Source organism: Belliella marina (assembly GCF_042682445.1).
GTDB classification, from domain to species: Bacteria; Bacteroidota; Bacteroidia; order Cytophagales; family Cyclobacteriaceae; genus Belliella; species Belliella marina.
On record NZ_JBHUHR010000045.1, the window covers coordinates 468,210 to 491,394 of the forward strand.

General features: G+C 40.7%; 16 protein-coding genes. 3 read left to right on the top strand and 13 right to left on the bottom strand.

The window, feature by feature from the left end; genetic code table 11:
- Window positions 1–301: 301 nt before the first annotated feature.
- Complete coding sequence (locus ACFSKL_RS18880) at window positions 302–1,147, top strand: OmpA/MotB family protein (protein ID WP_376888331.1); 846 nt, start codon at window positions 302–304, stop codon at window positions 1,145–1,147.
- 257 nt (window positions 1,148–1,404) lie between these two features.
- On the opposite strand, the gene ACFSKL_RS18885 is transcribed toward ACFSKL_RS18880, so the two are convergent.
- Window positions 1,405–4,104, bottom strand: coding sequence for a M14 family metallopeptidase (locus ACFSKL_RS18885; RefSeq protein WP_376888333.1), 2,700 nt, complete (start codon window positions 4,102–4,104; stop codon window positions 1,405–1,407).
- Window positions 4,105–4,589: 485 nt separating this feature from the next.
- Here ACFSKL_RS18885 and msrA point away from each other — a divergent pair, with 485 nt between their 5' ends.
- A complete protein-coding gene (gene msrA / locus ACFSKL_RS18890) occupies window positions 4,590–5,690 on the top strand; it encodes a peptide-methionine (S)-S-oxide reductase MsrA (protein ID WP_376888335.1) in 1,101 nt (366 codons plus the stop codon).
- A 180-nt stretch (window positions 5,691–5,870) separates the two neighbouring features.
- On the opposite strand, the gene ACFSKL_RS18895 is transcribed toward msrA, so the two are convergent.
- The 8 genes from ACFSKL_RS18895 to acnA form a co-directional block, all read right to left on the bottom strand.
- Entirely contained in the window at window positions 5,871–6,272 is a 402-nt protein-coding gene (locus tag ACFSKL_RS18895) for a hypothetical protein (protein ID WP_376888337.1), read from the bottom strand.
- A gap of 44 nt (window positions 6,273–6,316) precedes the next feature.
- A complete protein-coding gene (locus ACFSKL_RS18900) occupies window positions 6,317–8,215 on the bottom strand; it encodes a polysaccharide biosynthesis protein (protein WP_376888339.1) in 1,899 nt (632 codons plus the stop codon).
- Between the two features lie 209 nt (window positions 8,216–8,424).
- On the bottom strand, window positions 8,425–9,027 hold the full coding sequence (locus tag ACFSKL_RS18905) for an acetyltransferase (protein WP_376888341.1): 603 nt from the start codon (window positions 9,025–9,027) through the stop codon (window positions 8,425–8,427).
- Window positions 9,014–9,640, bottom strand: a complete 627-nt coding sequence (locus ACFSKL_RS18910) for a sugar transferase (protein ID WP_376888343.1) — start codon at window positions 9,638–9,640, stop codon at window positions 9,014–9,016. The genes ACFSKL_RS18905 and ACFSKL_RS18910 overlap by 14 nt, the downstream gene beginning before the upstream one ends.
- 4 nt (window positions 9,641–9,644) lie before the next feature.
- Window positions 9,645–10,781, bottom strand: a complete 1,137-nt coding sequence (locus ACFSKL_RS18915; RefSeq protein ID WP_376888344.1) for an aminotransferase class I/II-fold pyridoxal phosphate-dependent enzyme — start codon at window positions 10,779–10,781, stop codon at window positions 9,645–9,647.
- 249 nt (window positions 10,782–11,030) lie between these two features.
- Window positions 11,031–12,185, bottom strand: coding sequence for an MraY family glycosyltransferase (locus ACFSKL_RS18920; RefSeq protein ID WP_376888346.1), 1,155 nt, complete (start codon window positions 12,183–12,185; stop codon window positions 11,031–11,033).
- A 368-nt stretch (window positions 12,186–12,553) separates the two neighbouring features.
- A complete protein-coding gene (rfbA, locus tag ACFSKL_RS18925) occupies window positions 12,554–13,438 on the bottom strand; it encodes a glucose-1-phosphate thymidylyltransferase RfbA (protein WP_376888348.1) in 885 nt (294 codons plus the stop codon).
- Between the two features lie 829 nt (window positions 13,439–14,267).
- Window positions 14,268–17,042 (bottom strand): aconitate hydratase AcnA, encoded by a 2,775-nt coding sequence (acnA, locus tag ACFSKL_RS18930; protein WP_376888350.1) that lies wholly within the window; start codon window positions 17,040–17,042, stop codon window positions 14,268–14,270.
- A gap of 153 nt (window positions 17,043–17,195) precedes the next feature.
- On the opposite strand from acnA, the gene ACFSKL_RS18935 reads away from it, so the two are divergent.
- The gene (locus ACFSKL_RS18935; RefSeq protein ID WP_376888351.1) at window positions 17,196–18,242 is read left to right on the top strand and encodes an endonuclease/exonuclease/phosphatase family protein; all 1,047 of its coding nucleotides are present in this window, start codon (window positions 17,196–17,198) and stop codon (window positions 18,240–18,242) included.
- 6 nt (window positions 18,243–18,248) lie between these two features.
- Here ACFSKL_RS18935 and ACFSKL_RS18940 read toward each other — a convergent pair whose 3' ends face one another.
- The 4 genes from ACFSKL_RS18940 to ACFSKL_RS18955 all read right to left on the bottom strand — a co-directional run bounded on the left by ACFSKL_RS18940 (window position 18,249) and on the right by ACFSKL_RS18955 (window position 23,174).
- Window positions 18,249–20,045 (bottom strand): hypothetical protein, encoded by a 1,797-nt coding sequence (locus ACFSKL_RS18940; RefSeq protein WP_376888353.1) that lies wholly within the window; start codon window positions 20,043–20,045, stop codon window positions 18,249–18,251.
- 609 nt (window positions 20,046–20,654) lie between these two features.
- Window positions 20,655–21,623: an MlaD family protein gene (locus ACFSKL_RS18945; protein ID WP_376888355.1), complete on the bottom strand. Its 969-nt coding sequence runs from the start codon at window positions 21,621–21,623 to the stop codon at window positions 20,655–20,657.
- Entirely contained in the window at window positions 21,623–22,384 is a 762-nt protein-coding gene (locus ACFSKL_RS18950; RefSeq protein ID WP_376888357.1) for an ABC transporter ATP-binding protein, read from the bottom strand. Before ACFSKL_RS18950 ends, ACFSKL_RS18945 begins: the two co-directional genes overlap by 1 nt.
- Window positions 22,377–23,174, bottom strand: coding sequence for an MlaE family ABC transporter permease (locus ACFSKL_RS18955; RefSeq protein ID WP_376888359.1), 798 nt, complete (start codon window positions 23,172–23,174; stop codon window positions 22,377–22,379). The genes ACFSKL_RS18950 and ACFSKL_RS18955 overlap by 8 nt, the downstream gene beginning before the upstream one ends.
- Window positions 23,175–23,185 lie beyond the last annotated feature (11 nt).

Sequence of the window (23,185 nt, forward strand, 5' to 3'; positions counted from 1 at the left end):
GCGGATAATCGTTATTTACGCCACAGCGCACATGGGTTATTAGTCGATTAGTTGTAAGTTCACCAATTGACTTAAAATACATCAATTTATTTGGCTACTGATAAGAAAGTTGATAATCATATTGAATTGAGCTTTATAATGAATGAGCGTATTTTTTCATCTTTTCAAGTCTTCAAACCCGCATATTTAGACCATTTTCAAGACTAAATACCTCCAATAACTGACAATTTTAAGGTTGATTTTACAGGAAGGATATCTATGGCTTTGTTTTTGGAAAATTGGTAGAAAAACAAACCAACTTATGAAAAGAATAATTTTAATCACCCTGGTTTCAGTATCCCTGATGGCATCCTGTGTATCGAAAAAGAAATACGTCGCACTGGAAAATGATCTCAATACCACATCATTCCACCTTGCCGAAACAACTTCAGAAAAGGAGAAACTGGAAGAAGAAAACAGGATTTTAGAAGAAAGGTTTGCCAGAATTGAGCAGCGTGTTGAAGAGTACAATGCCAAAATCAATTCATTGAGAGAAACAAGTGATGCGAAATTCAGTCTAGACGGTGCCGTACCTATGTCCAACAACAGCAGGGAGAAACTCCAAGCTACTTTGGCAAATGTAGATCCCGAGAAACTGGCAAATGCCAGAACTATGGAAGATTCCGTTAACCTGGCTATCTCCCATAATCTTAAAAAATCCATCACAGACGGTTCAGCAGAAGAGAATGATGACATCCAAATAGATATAGACAAGACAGTAGTGATGATCTCCGTTTCTGACAGGCTATTGTTCAATACCGGGAGTTATGTTGTGAGCAGAAATGCCGATGGCTTGTTGAAAAAACTGGCTGATGTGATCAACTCTGAGCCAAGCATGGAAGTGATGATCGAGGGCCATACCGATCCTAGAAGTATCTCCACATCTGTATTGCAAGACAATTGGGATCTAAGTGTAAAACGCGCAACATCCATCGTCAGGGCCTTGGAATCCAAGTATAACGTAGCCCCTGAAAAATTGATTGCGGCAGGTAGAAGTAGCTACGCGCCACTGGTAGACAACGACAGCCCAGAGAATATGGCAAAAAACAGAAGAACAAGAATTGTCATCATTCCTGACTTGGATAAGTTTTTTGCTTTGATGGAATAGGGAGAATGGAGAGGCGAGAACATAGCATAAATTGTTTCTCTCTTACCCATGAATTTCAACTTAAGCAAATCCAAAAAATCGCACTATTAGTCATTTCGAGGCAAGGAGATATTTCCTTGGCCTTCCTAAAGTGAGGTCTAATCGATGTGGATATATAACCTTTTTGCTATTATCCATCAGAATCCATTATATAAAAAAAGGGCTTTTCCACTTGGATAAGCCCTTTTTGTGTAATAACCAAAATCAAATTGTCTTTATTATTTTTCTTGGTAAAGGTTGTTGAAAAGCATCTTGAAAGTTCCATGGGCTTGTGCCCTAAAGGTAATCTCTGGTCCAAAGGCGTATAACTTTCCTTTACCAACCGGAGCTTCAAAAGCGACAACACCATTTTTCAGATACTCTTCTCCCCAAGCCCAACCACTGACCAAAGGGGAGGATTCACCAAACCATGCCAGCGGCTTTACACCTTTTGACTCAGCTTCTTCTGTAAGCTGAAATACAGGTGAATTATTGAAGATCATATTTGCTGTTTGATCCATTCCATAATTTACCTTGCTGCTTTGGTTAATGTTGGCTTTCAGGATACTTCCGGGAATATAATATTTATCTCCTGTCAAACTCTTCTCCTTTCCATCTTCAGACCTCTCCACCAATGCATTTTTCACAGGCAAATCCAGATGGTAGGCCAAGGCAGTAGCTGCACCAACAGCAACCACTTTCCCTCCATTTTCCATGAATTTCTTTATTGCTGGTATGGACGTGTCAGTAGAGATTGTACCCAATAAGCCATGGTACTGGGGAGCTATATCTTCTGGACTGGCCTGATTCCTTGATGGATAATCACCCACTCCAGGGATTCCAGGACCGATAAACAAGATCACATCATATTTGGAATTCAAGTTACCATTGTCTATCTCCTTGGGATAAATTACTTCAAATTGGAAATTATATTGTTCCAGTATCCACCTTACCCATCCCGAAGGCATTGACCCTCCATAATAATCAAACAAAGCAATCTTGGAAGGATTTATCTTTCTGGCTGCTTTGGGTTTGGAAGCGGTCATAGGATAGATCCCATAATCAGCAGCAGCTTTTTTAAGGACTGATTTTCCTTTGGCTGATACATAGAATGATCCTGCAGGTAGTCCATCCACTTCTTCAGTAGTCCTCAGCACCTCGATACCGGATTTCAAAAGGTCATTGGCAACAATAAAGGCATTGTTAACCCTTACATCAATCAAATAGCCGTTTCCTTCTGCAAGCTTGTGTGAGGGCATTGGTCGGATATTCCCATAGGGAATTTGAACAAATGGTCCATCAAAATCTTCCAATATCCTATCAAATTCAACTCCCATTGAAAATGCCAGGGTCCAACCTGCGGCATCATAGGGTCTTACAGGTGGCCCTCCAGGGTATTGAAAATCATTTGGATGATCTTGGGGTTCAAACATATCCAAGACATGTGGCCTAAAAGCCTGGGCCGTTTTAACTATATAGGATCCTGTTGGATAATCTTTTCCATTCAAGTTAAAGGCCGCAGTAGCTTGGTGTACCATTATTCCAGATTTGATCAAAGCATTGATGAATTTGACCGCTGTGGGAAAATCCTTCTGATCCGCTGACAGAACAAAGCCCCTTGGATCTCTCAAAGAAGGATCTTTGAAAACTTTATCGAAATATTCATTAGGAATCACTCCCCTCCTAGTACCAGTGGATTCTTTGTCTTTGTCTGCATCGAAAGCCTCGGAAATTGCCGCAGCCCTTTTGGGATACTTTGTCCATGAATCGGTATTTCCCTTATCAATCGCATTTTTCCCCATTTTATAAATATTGAATAAAAGTGCGTCCGCATTTCTTCTGGCATAATCCAACACCGCATAATTCATGGACACTGAGTAGTCAATAGATTTCTTGAAATTCCATGGCTGTGGCTCTATAGGAAAAGGTGTCGCATGGGTAGGTATAAGTCTATCCGGTACCAAAGGGATGTTTGATGGCGTGGGGCTTCCGGTCGTTTCGGTCAGAATCCCTATGATATTATGAAAATAGGGTGTGGTTCTCAGCCCTCCATTCCACCAGGAAGAAAAAACAGAACCGCTGAGTCGGGTATAGCCAGGCTTGTCTTCTGCGTTCAACCGATTGATCATTGCAGCACCAACCCCATCCAAACTTGTCATGATCAAAGGGTCAAAGACATGGTTAAAAGGATCTCTATAAGGAGGTCCTGCGACAACTGTACCCGCAGGGGATGTTTGGTGGTGGTTATATATTATCTGTGGAATCCACTCAACATACTGCTGAAGGGAAATATTGGTTGATTCCTTCATGTTATTCATAAAGAAATCCCTGTTGTTATCATGCCCCACATATTTCTGGTACATGTACGGACTTCTCATGTTTCTTTTTTCCAGATCCTCCATACCCATATACCAATTGGTAATGATCTCCTGTCCATCAGGATTGACATGGACTAAGAGAATAATCAAATCATCCAACAACTTCAATGTCTCCGCATCATTTTTGGATACCAATTGGTAGTATGTTTCGATCAATTGATGCGAAGCAACTGTCTCGGTGGAGTGTAAACCTCCATCTATCCAAACTACTGGCTTACCTTCTATTGAAAGTTGTTTAGCTTCCGACTCAGAGACCTCAGCCCTCCCCAGGAGTTGGGAAATCTCTTGATACCTATCCAGTTTTTGATGGTTTTCCGGGGAAGTCACAATCATCATTGGCATTTGCCTTCCTTCTTCGGTCGGGCCTATTTCCACAAACTTCACCCGGTCGGATATTGCAGCCAATTTTCTGAAATAAGCATCGGTAGCTTCGTAAGTTGCCAACTTATAATCGTCCCCTATATCAAAACCGAAATGATCATTTGGAGAGGGGATCTGTTGGGCTGTACTGACCGTGATTCCCATCAACACAAAAAGCAACAACATGTATATTTTTCTCATAGTATTTTTGATAAGTCTATTCTAAAAATACAAGCTCATATCTACCTATCAAAACTTCCCTCTACAATCGGGGCATAATGGGTTTGATTGGTAGAAATTGTCAGTGGAACCACACCGTTAATAAGTTATTTGTGATTAGTCCAAATTTAAACAGTTGACCGTTATGGGGCTATATATATGAAAGTTGCTGATCATAAAGCATAATCCCATTATAAGCCATACATCGTATATATTTATTCATCCTTTTGCAACAATTCAAGAAGGGAAGCTGTTTGTATCATACATAAAAAAACTATGGCTATCCACTACTTTGCCTGTAAAGAAATACATTAGCCATAATCTTGGGGATTACAGACAACTGTCAATAGACTGGACAAATCCTTTGATGTTTACCAGGGCTACTGGCAAAGTAGCGGATAATCATAAAATAAAAACACATGAATCAGCCATCCAACACATATATTAATCCAGCAATCCATCCATATATGAAAAATCTATTTCACCAAGCCATTTTGCTATTGACAATCGTATTTACGGTCAATTTAGTTTCCTGTTCGGAGGCCAAAAATGGAACTGAAAGCACCATTGCTACTGATTCCAATGAATCATATGCCGGTCCTGTTGAAAAAGCTACTTTTGCCGCTGGCTGTTTTTGGTGTATTGAAGCACCTTTTGAAAAGATAGACGGGATAATATCTGTTGTTTCCGGCTATTCGGGCGGAAAAGAGAAAAACCCAACCTATGCAGATGTCAGTGCAGGAAAAACGGGGCACAAAGAAGCTGTGCAAATAACTTACAACCCAGAAGTCATCAGCTATTCTGAGTTGCTGGATATATATTGGCAACAATTTGATCCGACCGATGCAGGCGGATCCTTTTATGACAGAGGCACACAATATGAGTCTGCAATTTTTTACCACAACTCTTCTCAAAAGCAGCTTGCTGAATCTTCCAAAGAAAGGATTGAAAAATCAGGTATTTTCAAAAAACCGATTGTGACCCCCGTGGTAAAATTTGTTTCCTTTTATAAAGCAGAAGATTACCATCAAGATTATTTCAAGAAAAATCCCGATGATTACTTTGCCTATCGCAATGGCTCGGGAAGGGATGCATTTATCGCAACGCATTGGCCTACAAATCTGGAAGAGAAATACATAAGACCTGAAAAGTCTGAGTTGAAAAAAAGACTCAATGAACTCCAGTATGCAGTCACCATGAATAATGAAACTGAGCTGGCATTTTCCAACCAATACAATGAAAATAAGGAAAAGGGAATTTATGTCTGCATCATATCCGGAGCTCCATTGTTTAGTTCCGCTGATAAATATGAATCCTATTCGGGCTGGCCAAGTTTCACCAAACCCATAGATGCGAGGCTGATAGATAAACCGGTAGATGATGAGTTTGGGATTATGAGGGTTGAAGTCAGAAGTAAACTAGGCGATTCCCATCTTGGTCATGTGTTTTTCGATGGACCAAAACCTACCAATCTTCGATATTGTATGAATTCCGCTGCTATGCGTTTTGTTGGAAAGGATAAAATGGAATCAGAAGGTTATGGAAATTACCTTTGGTTGGTAGACTAAACTGCTATCGGTTTGAAACCTATAGGTTTTGTATTCGCCAAGACCGAAAAAACTGCATCAACACAAAAGCATCAAAAAATTCTCCGAATAAAGACGCGCGAATTTCCCCTGAGTGAACCATTATAAAAATCCCCAAGGATACTTTCCACGAAAAGAGTCCTTGGGGTAAAGTATGATTAATCAATTGAAAGGAGGACCATCTGTATCCTTTTTGGACTCACCCACATCGAGCACCTCAATGACCACGTAACTGCTGGCACCACGCCATGGAACTGGATGAAGATATTCCCTATAGCGCAGTTCAACGAACCTTCCACTAGCCCTTTCCAACTTCTGGGCCACATCCTCCCCTTTGGCACTAAATCTAAACTCATTGCTTTGCAAGGCTCCGGCGCTAGGACTTTGAAAACCCTCTTGGACCAACCTACCTTCCCATGTTTTGAAAACAAATCCTTTTTTCTCAAAATAATTCAAATTTCCAGCTTTCACACCCTCACTGAACACAAAAAAGTACCTCCAGTAAACTACTACCGTGAGCACCACAACGAGAACTACTATTCCGATTTTTACATATTTGTTCATAATTGATGAAATTAAAAGAGTTTATAAAAGTATATATAAAGATATTAATTCATTCTATCCAATATTTCAAACCTTGAAGAACTACTTACATACTCTGGGACAATAGCCTTCAAATGGGTAACCAAATCATTTTCTGAATTACTTTCAATCAATTTATAAAAGAGTGAAAACTGCCCTTCGATTTTTGAAAAGTTCGCGGGATTCACTTTTGCAATGAGGATCTTGGGATGGTGGGTTATTTTTACCGTTTCGGAATCATTCAACAACTCTTCGAAGAGCTTTTCACCTTCCCTCAAGCCAGTGAAGGTGATTTTGATTTCCTCATGTGGCTTTTTGCCACTCAATTGGATCATTTTTTTTGCCAAATCCAAAATCTTCAGAGGTTGCCCCATGTCAAAGACAAATATCTCCCCACCACTTCCCATCGCCCCCGCCTCCAATACAAGCTGGCAGGCTTCGGGAATGGTCATAAAATATCGGGTGATATCCGGATGTGTGACGGTCACCGGCCCTCCTTTCAGAATTTGGCTTTTGAACAAAGGAATCACAGAACCACTAGACCCCAATACATTTCCAAACCTGGTGGTAATAAACCTGGTGTAACTTTGTTTGTGGTTAGTTTCCAAAAAACAATTGAGGGATTGGACATAGATTTCGGCAGCCCTTTTGGTAGCTCCCATCACATTTGTTGGGTTTACGGCTTTATCGGTACTTACCAATACAAATTTCTCAACCTTTGTCATGACCGCCAGGTCAGCCAATATCTGTGTACCCAGAATGTTGCATTTCACAGATTCTTCCGGATAAGTCTCCATCATGGGTACATGCTTATAGGCAGCTGCATGAAATATCACCTCCGGCCTGTATCTTCTGAATATAAAGTTCATCTTCCTCCTTACCCTCACATCTGAAAGAATGACTTTGAATTTCAAGCCAGGCTCACTTTGCTTTAACTCTTGCTCCAATTCGTACAAAGGTGACTCAGCCTGATCCAAGAGAATCAACAGCTTTGGCTTGTAGTAGGCCACTTGCCTACTTAACTCACTTCCAATCGTCCCCGCCGCCCCTGTGACCATAACAACTTTGTTTTTCAAGTCTGTTTCTACATGCTGTTTGTCCAAAGAAATCTGTTCCCGACCAAGCAAGTCCTCGATTTTCACATCCCTGATTGCTTGCGCCTGAAGTCCACCATTGACCCAGTGCTTGATTGGTGGGACGATACTCACATGCAAGTCCAATTTCAAACAGGCGTCGGTGATTTCCCTTTTTCTTTGGACCGTAATTTCCTGGATAGCGATGATAATCTCCGACACTTGGTATTTAGTTACCAGTTCAGAAAGTCGATCAAGCCCCCGGTATACGACTTTTCCATTTATTTGCTTTCCTTCTTTTTTTGGATCATCATCCAAAAAGCCGTGAATAAACAAATCTGTATTGCTATCTCTTTTGATCACTTCAAGGGTAATAACACCCGCTTCTCCCGCCCCAAAGATCAACCCTGTCCTGGAACCTTTCTCAATCGTCCCTGTCTTCATGAAAATCAAAAGCTCTTTAATCAAAAACCTGTAAATCACCAAAAAGACCAAGGATAATAAGGTTGCAATGATCAATACTGAAGTAGGAATAAAGTTTATGGATTTGAAGGCAACTTTAGAGAGTATGTTTAGTCCTTGTACCAGTAGCATGGTAATTGCCATAGTTTTAAACAAAACAACAACATCCTTAAGCCCAGCCAGCCGGACAATCCCATCATAACTTTTTGTAAAAACCATGACCAACGCCCCCCCAAGTACAAATATCACTATTCCCAAAAAATTCTGCTGTACCTCTTCGATGGCAAACTCAAAATTGAACCTGATAAGATATCCCAACAATGCCGAAATCCCTAAAATGAAGACATCAACCATTGCGACCACCCATTTTGGCATGATCTTGAGATTCATTAAAAAGCCCTTCATTTTAACCATTTCGACACAAAGTACAATTACCTAGATGAAGATAAAAACCTTTTATGAAAATCACTCAAAATGTAATATATATTTTGAGTGATTTGAAGATCTGATTGAATTCCTATGTGGAAATACCTGACATCTATACTTCCACATTCTCAAAACAAAGATATTTCAGACAAAAACCATCTTTATGGATTAGTTCATTTTTTCAAAGCAGTCCCAATCCATGTAGCACCATCAGCCACATCCTGATGTACTATACTTCCAGCTGCAATAGCACACCATTCACCTACCTTGACTCCAGGTAAGACGACGGCTTTCGCACCAATCAAAGTCCCCTTCCCAATGGAAACACCTCCACAAAGCGTCGCTCCTGGACCAATGTGACCATAATCTCCAACCACACAATCATGGTCTACGGTTGAAGCGGTATTGATAATAACATGATTTCCTACAGTGCTATCTATTTTGACAATACTATTTTCCATCAGCACTGTTCCGACACCAAGTTCAGCAGCTTTGGATACTATTGAAGAAGGATGAACAAGTGTTACAAATGCATGTTCGGCAAGTTTCTGCTCTACAATGTTTTTTCTGACAAGGTTACTTCCAATGGCAACAATGTAAGGAAAATCACCCGGCAGTTTTTTGGAATTCGGGTGGCTTACTTCCAAACCAAGAATACTTTTGACCCCCATGTTATCGTCATATACACCTTTCACACCAGCCAAATCTTCCAGAAGATCAAGCACTGCTTTGGCATGCCCAGATGCCCCGTAGATATACATATTATTCGAATTCAATTTTTGTTTTTTTACTTCCAGTAAATCGACCAACTGTCACATGTCCCTGTTGGGAGACTCCTTTTCCCTGTAGCACATTCCCAAATGTCAAGAGGAGGATTTTCAAATCTAACAATAAACCGATATGATTCACATACCAAATGTCCAACTCGAACTTTTTTTCCCAAGAAATTGCATTCCTTCCGTTGATCTGTGCCCAGCCGGTGATCCCTGGCTTCACCGTATGTCTCTGCTGCTGTAGGTCATCGTAAAGGGGCAGGTACTCTACCAACAAAGGCCGAGGACCGACCATACTCATTTCGCCTATTATGACGTTGAACAATTGTGGAAATTCATCAAATGATGTTTTCCTGACAAGCGCACCCGTCTGAGTGATTCTCTCCGCGTCCGAAAGAGGTCTTCCTTCTTGGTCAAATGCATCGACCATTGTTTTGAATTTGATGATTTTGAATACTTTGCCATTCAAGCCGGGACGATCTTGGTAGAAAAACAACGCCCCCTTGTTCTTGACCAACAATAGTATACATACTATCAGAAAAATCGGAAAAAACACGGTCAATAAGCTCAATGCCAATCCAAGGTCAACAACTCTCTTTCCAAACTTTTGATACATTTGATTAGATTCCTTTTTGATAAAGGGATGCTATAACATCCACTACCCTGTTTTGTTCCCTTATTGTCAAATGTGCACTGCTCGGTAGGCATAAACCTTTCTCATAGATGCCTTCTGCTACATTTCCCCCATAATATGGCAAACCCCTGAATGCTACTTGCAAATGCAGTGGCTTCCAAAGATACCTGCTCTCTATATTCTCCTTTTCGAATGCCAACCTGAGATCTTCCCTATCGAACCCCGCAACTTGGGGATCAATCTGTACAGTCGTCAACCAGCGGTTGGAATAAAAACCTTCTGGCTCATCCAAGAGAGAAATCCCATGGAATCTCTCTAATAGCCTTCTATAATTCCCAAATACAGCTCTTTTCCTCATCACTTTGTCTTCCAGGCTTTCCAACTGTCCCAAGCCAATGGCTGCCGGGATTGTTCCCATCCTATAGTTGTATCCATAAGTATGGTGCTCGAAATAATGCACCTTTTCCCTAGCCTGAGCCGCCAAATACCTTCCTTTTTCAAGCAATGCCAGGTCTTTGCATACCAAGCCCCCTCCTCCACCCGTAGTGATGATTTTGTTTCCATTGAAAGAAAATATCCCCAAATCCCCAAGAGTACCGCATACTTGTCCCTTGTATTTTGATCCCAATGATTCTGCTGCATCCTCCACTAGAGGGATTCCATAGGTTTGTGCTATGGAACAAATCCCATCATATTTTGCAGGCATGCCAAACAAATCAATGACGATGATCGCTTTGGGTTTGGTTCCTAATCTTATTCTTTCCTTTATTGCTTCCTCCAAAGCAGATGGACACATATTCCAGGTTTGCTCCTCACTATCCACAAAGATCGGTTTCGCTCCCAAATAAACAATCGGGTTGGCTGAAGCACAAAAGGTAAAGGATTGGCAAATCACCTCATCGCCTGGTTTTATACCCAAGAGTATGAGTGCCAAATGGATGGCTGAAGTACCAGAATTCAATGCTATCAATTTGCAAGGAGATAGCAATGGCGAAAATCCATTTTCAAATCTTTCCAAATAAGATCCACCTGCAGCAATATAAGGTGACTGGAGTACATCATCCAGATACTTTTTCTCATTACCTGACAACAAAGGTGCTGACAACAAAATAGACTTCTGCATTGAATTTGGGTGATTGGTCATATTGTGATTCCCCACTATCATCGACCGTAACATAAGCATTCAGCTAAATCTATCTAGAAAATCGCATGTAGCATGTGCAACTCTGGCATATATGGGAGTCATATCCAGCAGAAGAGCGAAACGAAATGCTGTTATTATCTAATTGGTTACAGGCAATCAAGTGGACTTTGTATTATCGTTCCAATGTAGCTGAAAGATAATACAAACCCTTAAAAAAATTCTTTTTTTTTAATTTTGGGTGAGGTTTACCTTCTCCAGAATTTCGCGGTTTACTTCTGGTTTGTTTACCCTCTTTCTTCTTTGCCTTAGGGAGAGAATTGGTGGGGCTTCCCTTTGGATTTTTTTCACTCGCTTCAATGTTATTACATCCAACCTCAAACCCAATGTGACAGCCATGATGGCAATGACAGGCAACAAAACATGGTCATTCAGATTGGATCCAATAAAAATCATACCTATAAAAAATGTATTGATCAATACGATTGTGATGGTCACTTGATCATGTCTCAATCCCATCCTCATCATAAAATGATGTATATGGCTTTTGTCAGCAGCCAACGGAGACTTCCCTTTCAAGGTTCTTTTGGTAAATATCCTACAGGTATCGTAGATAGGAACAATCAGAAGGGCAATCCCAGAGGCAATGGGTGCACTAAATTTCCAACCTTCATAGGCATTCATAGAACCATTTTTCTCAACAAATAAAATAGTCAATACAGAAAGTGCAAAACCTAAACTAAGGGAACCTGTATCCCCCATAAATATTTTTGCCGGGTGCCAGTTGAATACCAAAAAAGAAAGTACCCCTCCTACCAGGATAAATGCGAACAAGGAATAACTCACCATGTCTACCTGCATAAACCACCAACCCAAAAACAAAAAGGTGACAACACTTATAGAGCCTGCCAAACCATCCAAACCATCAATCAGGTTGAATGAATTCGTCAATGCCATGATAGTGAAAACGCTGATAAAATAACTTATAGCCAGGGGAATCTCATATATACCCAGAAATCCATATAGGCTCGAAAACCGGATATCACCAAAGAATACTACAATAGAGGCAGCTATCAATTGCCCCAATATTTTTTGCCAAGCAGAGAGATCTACCATGTCATCTCTAAGACCGAGCATGAAAACCAATCCAAAAGCAGTCAAAAGAAACCTTATCTCTATCAATTGATTCATGGAAAACCAGGTCAAAATCGAAATCAGGGTACCTACCACAAAACTTATCCCTCCCATGGAAGGAATAAAACCATTGTGGATCTTTCGACCTCCAGGAGCATCTATAAGGTTTAATCTCTTTAAAAGGAGGATCAAAACCGGTGTGATCAAAAACCCGATCAAGAATGCTGTGCAGATTGCTAGAAAAGTCACCATAAAAAACTAATTTGGACAAATGTAATTATAAGGATACTTAAATTCAAAATTTTTCCTATAATTCATGATTCTTACTAATATTTATATTCAATCAATCAATTGTATTTAACCAATACACCCCTAATTCAAATCGAGTAAAACGTATTTCACACCCCAAATACGACCACTCAAACCATTCTGACTTAACATATTACATCGTAAAACATTTACTAGTTTTGGTCATAAATTCAAGTTTTTGCCACAGACCTGATAGCCAATGTAATATGAGACCTTTTACATATACATCTGACTGCAAATTGATAAGGTTGCCAAAGATCAGCAATGGCTGATCTTTTTAATTACTTAAATAAGAATTGAGAGAGACAACCTTATGGTTGTTTCCTACCTATTTTCTTAATCAAATACTGACCATAATCATTCTTTTTCAGAGGTTCGGCCAAAGCAAGAAGTTCCTGATCATCGATATACCCCATCTCATAGGCGATCTCTTCCAGACAGGCTACCTTCAGTCCCTGTCTCTTTTCTATTGTATGGATAAAGTTGGAAGCTTCCATCATGGACTCATGTGTCCCGGTATCCAACCATGCATAACCCCTCCCCATCAATTCAACTTTGAGTTCACCTTGTTGCAAATAGGTTTGGTTGACTGAGGTGATTTCCAGTTCTCCCCTTTCGCTTGGTTTTATATCCTTGGCAATACTCACCACGGAATTCGGATAGAAGTACAATCCAACCACGGCGTAATTGCTTTTGGGCTCTTTTGGTTTTTCCTCTATGCTCAATACATTGCCAGACTTGTCAAATTCCACCACACCATACCTGTTTGGGTCTTGGACATAATAACCAAAAACCGTTGCTTTCCCATCTTTCGACACAGTCTTTACAGCATTTTGAAGCATCTGGGTCAATCCGTGGCCGTGGAAGATATTATCTCCCAATACCAAACAAACATCATCATCACCGATAAATTCTTCCCCTATGATAAATGCCTGGGCCAAGCCATCCGGGCTTGGTTGTTCTCGATATTCAAAAGTCATGCCTAATTCCGAACCATCTCCCAAAAGATTGATAAAATTCGGTAGATCTTGCGGGGTGGATATAATGAGGATTTCCTTGATTCCAGCCAGCATCAACACCGACAATGGATAGTAGATCATAGGCTTGTCGTAGATTGCTAAAAGTTGTTTGGAGACTCCCTTGGTAATGGGATAAAGTCTAGTACCTGAACCACCTGCTAATATAATACCTTTCATATGATTGTAGTTTGTTTTTTAATGGCCATATAGCTTGCCCCGAACCTGCATTTGCCAGCAGCAGGCTTGTTTCGGGGGAATCTTAGCATGGACAAAACATCCCTCTGTGGGACGTTTTCATCATACTTCATTTCATAAAGCTAAATTATAAAATATATTAACAACTAAGTTAATTTGGGTTAAAGTTAATGGTTTAATGAGCTTTCGACACTATTGGTATTTGGTGGGAAAAGGTCAGTTGTTTAAACGTCAAAGTCGTAACGATTTTACATCACATTAGTCAGATACAAAACGAGAAAAATTTTCTTGTGTCGATATGACTTTGCGCCCATTTTCAACTTCAATACTAGTTTATTATTAAAATAATACAAAATTCAGTACAATTATTGCTAAAAAATACCAACTACAGGGTATTTTTTGGAAAGAAGGAAAGCCTTAATTTTACATAGGTGATTTAAGCAAATTTCTATTTTTTGGTTTTCGATGTATAGGAATATTTAGCACTTTGTTTTTTGAATCCTATCAGTTTTTTCGGGGAAATGGATACACGGTTTACATTTCCCCGTTTTTTTTATTTTTGAAAGTTGGCAATTTCCCCTCCCCTATACTTACTTCAAAATTTCTCACCGAGAAGGCAAAGGTGAGTCTTATCCCTAATCCTCCCACAGAGTTGCACATACAAGTCATCCATCACACAGCTTGTTATTCTTGATAAAGATTCGAATTAACCTAACTATCTTTCCTATATACAAGACATTGACCTTTGGGTACGTCGCAGCGTACCCAAAGGTCTCAAGTCAACTTTTTGTCATGTCTTGTGTCTCAAATATCACTTTGCCAGAAACTCCCGCAATACATAATGGAGGATCCCCCCATTTTTGTAGTATTCTATTTCTATCGCTGAATCCAGTCTACAGACAACTTCAAATGTAAGGGTAAAATCATCTTCCCGTGTTGCTTCAACCTGCAGCACTTTAAGTGGTGACAACCCATCTGTTATCCCTTTTATGCTAAAATTCTCTTTACCTGTAAGACCGAGGGTGTTGGCATTCTGTCCATCTTTGTACTGCAATGGAAGAACTCCCATCCCAACCAAATTGCTTCTATGGATTCTTTCATAACTTTCTGCCAAGACCGCCTTGATTCCAAGAAGGCTAGTTCCCTTGGCAGCCCAGTCCCTTGATGATCCACTTCCATATTCTTTTCCTGCCAAGACGATAAGTGGGGTGTTTTGTGCTTGGTATTTTTGTGATGCTTCGTAAATACTCATTTCTTCCCCACTTGGGATAAAAGTCGTATATCCACCTTCCTTTTGTGCAAGCTGATTTTTGATTCTGACGTTTGCAAAAGTTCCTCGAACCATCACTTCATCATTCCCCCTTCTTGAGCCATAAGAATTGAAATCTTTCTTTACTACTCCCCTGTTGATCAGATACTGGCCTGCAGGACTGGACTCTGAAAAAGAACCCGCCGGTGAAATATGGTCTGTTGTGATCGAATCACCCAATTTCAAGAGAACATTTGCCCCATGGATATCTTTTGGCTCCAGTACTTCCTCTGGCAAACCTTCAAAAAATGGCACTTCTTTGATATAAGTACTTTCCCCAGACCATTGGTAAATCTCGTCTTTGGGCGCTTCCAGGTTTTTCCACTGGTCATTTCCCTCGAAAATCTCTCCGTAACTCTTCTCAAAGTCTGCAGGTGAAAGCACCCTGTTCATCACTTCAAAAATCTCGTCATTACTAGGCCAAATGTCCTTCAGGTACACTGGTTCCAAATTTGGGTCATATCCCACTGGTTCATTGTTCAGATCAACGTCTACCCTACCTGCCAGTGCATAGGCAACCACCAGCATCGGAGACATCAGGTAATTCATCTTCACTTGAGGATGCACTCTTGCCTCAAAGTTTCTGTTTCCCGAAAGCACAGAACTCACTACCATGTCATTTTCTTCTACTGCTTTGGCAATATGGCTTGGCAATGGTCCGGAATTCCCGATACAGGAAGTACAGCCATAGCCTACAACATGGAATCTCAAGGCCTCCAAATCATCCAAAAGACCTGCCGACTCCAGATAATCCGTAACTACCTTTGAACCTGGTGCAAGGGAAGTTTTCACCCAAGGCTTGACATCCAGACCTCTTTGTCTCGCTTTTCTGGCTACCAATCCTGCACCTATCATGACGCTTGGATTGGAAGTATTGGTACAGGAAGTTATCGCTGCGATGACGATGGATCCATCATAAAGGGCAAATTTCTCATTGTTGAGCTTGACAACTACCGACTTCAATCCATTCTTTACTTTCGTCTCATATTCTACGGGAGCCGAACTTTCCTTCACATTCTCTGCCGGCTGGCTCCCGCCCTCACCATACCAGCGGCCTTCATCTCTTTTATCTATTGGAATATATTCCCTCCCATGGACCTCTTTTAGAAGCTCTCCGAATTTTTGTTTGAATTCCCTTACCAAAATCTTATCCTGTGGCCGCTTTGGTCCAGATACCGTGGGTTCAACGGTACTTAAATCCAATTCAACTACCGAACTGTATTGGATCTTGTCCTCACCTTCCCTCCACAGCATATTGGCTTTTGTATACTCTTCCACCAATTTGATCTGATCGGCCTCCCTGTTTGTTTTGGACATATAGTCTAGTGTGCGGTCATCGATGGGGAAATAGGTCACAGTACAACCGAATTCAGGGGACATATTGGAAATGGTTGCCCTGTCCGGAACGGTCAAATTATCCAAACCTGATCCAAATACCTCTACAAACTTACCAACCACCCCATGTTGCCTCAAAAGTTGGGTAATCGTCAAAACCATATCCGTAGCTGTGGTTCCCAACGGAAGCTTTCCTGTCAATTTTAGCCCGACAACCTCCGGCATGATAAAATAAATAGGCTGGCCTAGGATGGCAGCCTCAGCTTCAATACCACCAACACCCCATGCAACTACTCCAATCCCATTCACCATGGGTGTGTGTGAATCGGTTCCCACCAAGGTGTCGGGAAACACATTCCCATCCCTGGCGATCACTCCCTGCGCCAAATACTCCAAATTCACCTGATGGCAAATCCCCATCCCCGGAGGGACAACAGAAAAATTATCGAATGCTTTTTGGGCCCATTTCAAAAATTGATAGCGTTCCCCATTTCGCTCGTACTCTACGTCTACGTTTTTTTGGTATGAATAATTCGTCCCAAAATAATCCACCTGTACAGAATGGTCAATGACCAAATCAACTGGGATCAAGGGGTTAATTTTATTGGGATCTTTTCCTTTTCTCACTGCTTCGGCCCTCAATGATGCGATATCCACCACTGCCGGGACCCCCGTGAAATCCTGCATCAAAACCCTAGCTGGCTTGAAGGGGACATCTTTGTCGGAGGATTCAGGAGACCAGTTGGCCAAAGTTTCAATATGTTCCTTGGTAATTGCAAAATCATCAAAGTTTCTGAGGGCATTTTCCAGTAAAATTCTGATGGAAAATGGCAATTGATCGATTTTGTATCCTGCTTCTTTAAGTGTGCCCAAACTCCAATAATTGAACTCACCTTTGGAAGTGGCAATTGTTTTTTTAGCATTAAAAGGATTAAGTGACATAATATAGACTTCTTTTTTAGTGGAAAATCATTTTAAAAATATACACATACATAACCCCTAACCAAAGATAAAAATTCATTAGTTTGCGAATTAATCACAATTGGGACAACAATACCCCAAAGCAAAACCATTCATTGCTAGAATCTTGACCATATGAGGCAAATTTTAATCACCATCTCAGTTTTGATACTAATCTCTGGCTTACTGCCATTGATCAAACATGACAACTGGACTTTTAGGGTATTTGAGTATCCCAGGGTGCAAAAATTCATCATTACTCTGGTAATTTTAGCATTTTGGTTGATCAAATCCTACAGGAATCCAGAATGGCTGGATCTATTCTTTATCATCACAATCTCCTCCCTAGCCATATTTCTCGCAGTAAAAATATTCCCATTCACCAGCTTTGGTGAAAAAATGATCGCAGACAGTCAGTCAGATGAAAGCGATTCGATCCACTTGATGGTTCTGAATGTGTACCAACACAATACAGAATACAAAAAGACCATATCATTGATCGAAAAGGTCAATCCCGATGTATTCTTCCTTGTGGAGACCAACCAGGCTTGGGCTGATGCAATCCAGGGATTCAAAAAAGACTACCCTTACCAAATTGAAGTCCCTCTTGAAAATACTTACGGCTTACTCTTTTATTCCAAATATGAATTTACGAATGAATCTGTGAATTACTTAATAGATGATGAAATCCCATCTATTGAGTTGGATCTAGTGCTTAGTCCAGAGAAAAGTATCCGTATATATGGTATTCACCCAACCCCTCCCGTTCCGAGCGAAAATCCAAGAAGTACCGACAGGGATGCAGAAATCCTTAAAGTTGGGAAGAAAGCCAAAGAGCATGCGGGCCCATGCATTGTGATTGGGGATTTGAATGATGTGGGTTGGTCATACTCCAGTGAACTGTTTTTGAAGATAAGCGGCCTGCTGGATTTGAGGAGAGGCAGAGGTTTGTTCAATACTTTCCACGCGAAGTATTTTTTCTTGAGGTGGCCATTAGACCATATTTTTGTGAGTGAACATTTTACCCTGAATCGTATCAACATTCATCCAGATGTCAATTCTGACCATTTCCCAATTGGTTGTGTCCTTCACCTTGAAAATAATGGCAATAACCAAAGCATGGAAGCCAATGAGGAGGAGGAAGAGGAAGTTGAAGAAAAAATTGAAGAGGGGGAAGAATAGAATCTCCTATAAATCCCCCCTACTCAAAACCAAAATTTGGTTGACGCCTTTAAAATCGACGGCGGAAAGCTTGATGTTTTTATCCTTATCAATCACACCTATATAAATCAAGTTTTTAGAAGCCAAAAGAGCTTGCAACTCTTTTGCGCTGCGCAACAAATCCTTGGGGATATGGATTCCCACTTCCAAGATGTTGAATTCCGATCCTTCCGCAAATGCCAATTCGGTAAACAAGCCTTCAAGGTTCTTCTGAAATGCCAACTGTGCTATGTACCTAGCCGCCAACTGATGTGAAAGTACAGTACTGATCTGGGATGAATGTTCCCTAATCAATTGATCCGTAACAGGGTTCTCGACCATGGTGATAATTTTTGAACCAAAGTCAATCTCTTCTTTTTTGATATTTGCCATAATCAAAGAAAGCCTAAAACCAAGATCATCCCGGAGGTTGATCACAATATTTTCATACTTTGAATGGATCAAAGATTGCTGAAAATCCGATGTAAAATATGCTTCATCAGTTCCAAAAACAAAGTGCGATTTGTTCAGGTTTTCCAAACTTTTCCGATCAATAAAATCCCCAATATTCCCAATCGGCCAAGCATCACCAACTACAGCTATATTTTTGGTATTCAATTCATTGGGAGCCAATACATCCTTGGCATCAATTGGGGAATTGGATGTTGGCGCGCATTTGATAGCTTTGATATTGTCCGTCAGGATTATCAACCAATCCCCAGCAGCCAAAACCTTCTCAAAAGGCGAGAGTTGAATATTCAATTTGCCTTCTTTGGCGCTGGAGAAACCAATTAAACTCCCACCTGAAAATGATAGTAAAAGGTCTTTGAAAGTTTTACCTACCAAATTGTTTGCCTTTTTGATTTTCATGGGATCTACAAAATGAATCCTTGGACCGGCAAAAGAGAGTGTTTCAAAGAAAATATTGTAATAGCTGATATCTACCATTGCCCTGGACATGACACTTCCAATGACATCGTTGGGGGTAGTTATGGCGAATAGATTCGCATCCTCATATGTAGTCAACATCTTTGCAATCTGTCTACTTTCTTTGTTTTCAGATAGCTCCAGGAGGCATTTCACAGGTTGATTGGCCAGGTGCCGATCATATAGGTATCCGAAAAACTTCTTGTTGTTGACAAGCAGGGTGAGCAGCTTCAGGTTGAAATTGTCTCTATCAAAATTGGCAGTACCATCATCCGGTGATAAAATCACCAAGCCCAAAGCTTTAAATATCCCCTGCCGTTGATAGGTTTGGAAAGACAGCAAATCACCTTTCCTCAGATAAATCTCCAAATTCGGCCACCTTCCCGTGTCCATTTCAGTCCTAAAATCAGCCACTGTAGCAGAATTTTGGAATAGCAATACAACCTTTTGCTTTTTCTTGTCCTGATAAGACTTGATGTCAAACTCATCCAAAATCATGGGGAGCTTGATATTGTAGTTGACAAAAAGAATATGCCCCTTCTTATTGAAGGAAAGTGTGCCACTCTTGATTTTCTCTATCAAGCCGATCAATGCAGCCGATAAAACGGAAATGATAAAGGAAAACAAAACCAAACCCAGCAATACCTGGAAGATTCCAAAGATAAGTTCATTGCGAGACTCCAAATAGGCATAACTGGAAGGGTCTGCAAACAACCTATAACTCATCGGCAAATCTCCGATTAGGAGGGACATTCCAAAAATACTGACTGCACTGACCAAGAAGATAGCTGTCAGCTGAACCCACACGGAAGATAGCGCAAAACCATCTAATGTAAACACTCTGGTGATTTTCCTCAACAAGGACTTAATTTTATACCACATGGATAGACAAACTCAATATTTAAGGATTCAAGATAGGAATTGGGAAAGGATTATACAAAGACTTTTGTATAGGCCATACATGAATTACTACTGATTGACAAGATTTGGGTCGTACACAAGGGGTTGAACAAGAGTCAAGCCCAAATTGAATTCAAAGATTTGGAAAAAGTAAGGTAATATGCTAATTATAAATAGGAATGAGGCAAACCCTATACGGTCTAGCCCTGATCTCTTTATATTTTAGATATATCTATTCCGTTGAAACCAGATTACAGGACTTGGCCTAAAACCTCATGGACAATCATTTTTTCTAAGAAGATAAAAGGGCTAGCCACCTGAACTATTGTCTAGTGATAAACGATCATTGTGCAAGTCGATTTTATCACAAAGAATCAATACAAACAAAGAGGCTCTTAGTCCACAATGCTTAAACATCGTTAGGTAAGAGCCTCCTTTTATTGTGACTTCCGAGAAAATTCTCCTTGCCCCTTGTCGCTAAAAACGAAAAATGCGTCGAAGATTTCTATTGACCATAAAAACCGTGAATGTGCTCACCCACAGCTATTGACTTTGGTTCAACCAGGATCAATTCCCTTCAGCTTTATTCATTCTCCTAAAGCCTTTTCTAAATGGCCAAGTATATTCCAATGCCTCCAAGCCCCTGTTGAGGTTCATGGTAGAGCTATCCAAGTTCACAAAGGTGCTTTTCAGTGTGTTGTTGAATTCGGAATCATTGAGCAAAGTCCCAATGGCATTGTCTGTGCTATTGAGTTTTTCTGTCACCGTACTGAGATTGTCAGTCATCTTTTGGGCATTGTCAGCAGTCCCTTGCAGATCTGTAACTGCACTCTGCAATTTTCCATACAATTCCTTATCAGTCGCCAAGTCATTGAAAAGCGTCCCTTCTTTGTTCAGGTTTTCGGAAAAACTATTCAATTCAGCAAGCATGTTCTTGCTCTTGGCAGAAGTACTCTCCAAATTGAGCAATATATTCCTGAAATTGATCGCCAAAGTGCTGTCAGTCAAAACAGCCCCAATAATGCCCTCTCCTTCCGCGATTTTACCAGTCAGGATTTTTAGGTCATTGGTAATGGACACAAGGTTATTGTTGTTCTCCTGTAAGGTTTCCATCATTTTATCGGTATCCAATGGCATTTCAGAAATCAGCCTGTCCCCATTTTCCACAATAGGTGCCTGTGTAGTCCCCCCATAAATCACAATAATCTTATTCCCAATCAAACCATCTGAACTGATTGTTGCTTTTGAGTCTTTTCGGATATACTCTTTGGACTTATCTTCTACATTCATTTCGATTTCGACCTGCGAATCCCCATAGAAGTTGATTTTCCGCACAGTTCCTATTTTCACACCCGAAAACCAAACATTGTTTCCCGTCTGCAAACCTGCTACATCGTCAAAAACCGCTTTGAGGCTGATGCTCTTGACAAATCTTTTTTGCTGACCCCCAAGGGTCAATATACCGGCTACCATGATCGCAATTCCGAATAACACGAACACGCCGACAAGGACAGATTTTTTATTATCGTTTCTCATTATTTAATGAAATTATAGTCATAAAATGATTTTATTTTTGGGTCGGTGGCATTTGTAAATACTTCGTCAAATGTTCCAATAGCTTCAAACTGACCATCTATCAATACAGCCATTCTATCACCTGTCACTTTTGCGCATGTCAGGTCATGGGTAATCACTATCGAGGAAGTGTTGTACTCCTCCCTCACTTGGTTGATCAGGTTGTTGATATCAATACAGGTCGTAGGATCAAGTCCAGCTGTAGGCTCGTCATAAAGCATAATCTCAGGTTCCAGGATCAAAGTCCTTGCGATACCGATTCTTTTCTTCTGACCGCCTGATAGCTCAGCAGGCATCTGGTTGATCGTCTTGGGAAGCCCAACGGAATCCAACAAGCCTTCAATCTTCGAATTGATTTCCTTCCTGGTCAGGTTCTTTACATTCCTGGTCAGAGGGAATTCCAAATTCTCTCTTACGGTCATACTATCATATAGCGCTGATGCCTGAAAAGCAAAGCCGATTTTCAATCTTAATTTATTAAGCTCTTTAAGGGGAAGTTTTTTCGTGTTTTTGCCGAAAATACTGATATCACCTTCATCTTGCTTCAGCAAACCAACCATCAACTTAATCAAAACCGATTTCCCAGATCCAGACTTGCCCAATACCACGAGGTTTTCGCTTTTATACAGATCAAGGTCTACCCCTTTCAGCACATGATTTTCATCAAAGGACTTTTTCAATCCCCTGATCTCTACTACTTTCATTTCTTCTTCACTATGCATAACGTATGGCATTTACAATTTGGAGTGCCAGGAGCTCTTCTATAAAAATCAAGAACATTGACATTACTACCGATGCGTTTGCAGCTTTTCCAACCCCCTCAGTTCCATTGGATGAATTATAGCCCTTGTAGCAGCCAACTATCCCAATCGTAAAACCGAAAACGAGTGATTTGATCAGGGATGAGAAGACATCCAAAAATGAAACAGCCTCGAAAACCTGCACAAAGAAGGTGGACAGGCTGACTAGTTCATTTTGATTGACATTGATAAAGGACCCCATCAAAGCGACAAAATCTGTATACAACACCAGAATCGGTATCATCAGTGTAGTTGCGATGGTTCTGGTAATCACCAAATACTTGAATGGATTGATCGCCGATACTTCCATTGCATCAATTTGCTCGGTTACCTTCATGGATCCGATTTCGGCGCCTATACTCGAACCTACCTTACCTGCTGCGATCAGGGCTGTCACCAACGGTCCCATGGCTCGGATGATGGCGATTGATATCAGGGCAGGCAACCATGAAGCTGCCCCAAACTCAGCCAATGAGGGCCGGGATTGATTCGTAAAAACGATTCCCACGATAAAACCCGTTAGGGAGATCAATGGAAGGGATCTATAGCCAATTTCGTAACATTGCCTAAGGATTTCCTTGAACTCGTAGGGGGGAAACCAAACTTCCTGAAAAAACCTCTTTACAAAATTGAAAGCACTCGCCAATCCGGTGAAAAACTTATCAATCTTTTTTGAAATGACAGGTTTATTTCTTGCGATAATTTCTGACATAAGAATTTAAA

Coding starts and splice junctions, on each gene's coding strand:
- ACFSKL_RS18880 (WP_376888331.1), top strand. CDS start 302: ATGAAAAGAATAATTTTAATCACCCTGGTTTCAGTATCCCTGATGGCA.
- ACFSKL_RS18885 (WP_376888333.1), bottom strand. CDS start 4,104: ATGAGAAAAATATACATGTTGTTGCTTTTTGTGTTGATGGGAATCACG.
- msrA (WP_376888335.1), top strand. CDS start 4,590: ATGAAAAATCTATTTCACCAAGCCATTTTGCTATTGACAATCGTATTT.
- ACFSKL_RS18895 (WP_376888337.1), bottom strand. CDS start 6,272: ATGAACAAATATGTAAAAATCGGAATAGTAGTTCTCGTTGTGGTGCTC.
- ACFSKL_RS18900 (WP_376888339.1), bottom strand. CDS start 8,215: ATGAATCTCAAGATCATGCCAAAATGGGTGGTCGCAATGGTTGATGTC.
- ACFSKL_RS18910 (WP_376888343.1), bottom strand. CDS start 9,640: ATGTATCAAAAGTTTGGAAAGAGAGTTGTTGACCTTGGATTGGCATTG.
- ACFSKL_RS18915 (WP_376888344.1), bottom strand. CDS start 10,781: ATGCAGAAGTCTATTTTGTTGTCAGCACCTTTGTTGTCAGGTAATGAG.
- ACFSKL_RS18920 (WP_376888346.1), bottom strand. CDS start 12,185: ATGGTGACTTTTCTAGCAATCTGCACAGCATTCTTGATCGGGTTTTTG.
- rfbA (WP_376888348.1), bottom strand. CDS start 13,438: ATGAAAGGTATTATATTAGCAGGTGGTTCAGGTACTAGACTTTATCCC.
- acnA (WP_376888350.1), bottom strand. CDS start 17,042: ATGTCACTTAATCCTTTTAATGCTAAAAAAACAATTGCCACTTCCAAA.
- ACFSKL_RS18935 (WP_376888351.1), top strand. CDS start 17,196: ATGAGGCAAATTTTAATCACCATCTCAGTTTTGATACTAATCTCTGGC.
- ACFSKL_RS18945 (WP_376888355.1), bottom strand. CDS start 21,623: ATGAGAAACGATAATAAAAAATCTGTCCTTGTCGGCGTGTTCGTGTTA.
- ACFSKL_RS18950 (WP_376888357.1), bottom strand. CDS start 22,384: ATGCATAGTGAAGAAGAAATGAAAGTAGTAGAGATCAGGGGATTGAAA.
- ACFSKL_RS18955 (WP_376888359.1), bottom strand. CDS start 23,174: ATGTCAGAAATTATCGCAAGAAATAAACCTGTCATTTCAAAAAAGATT.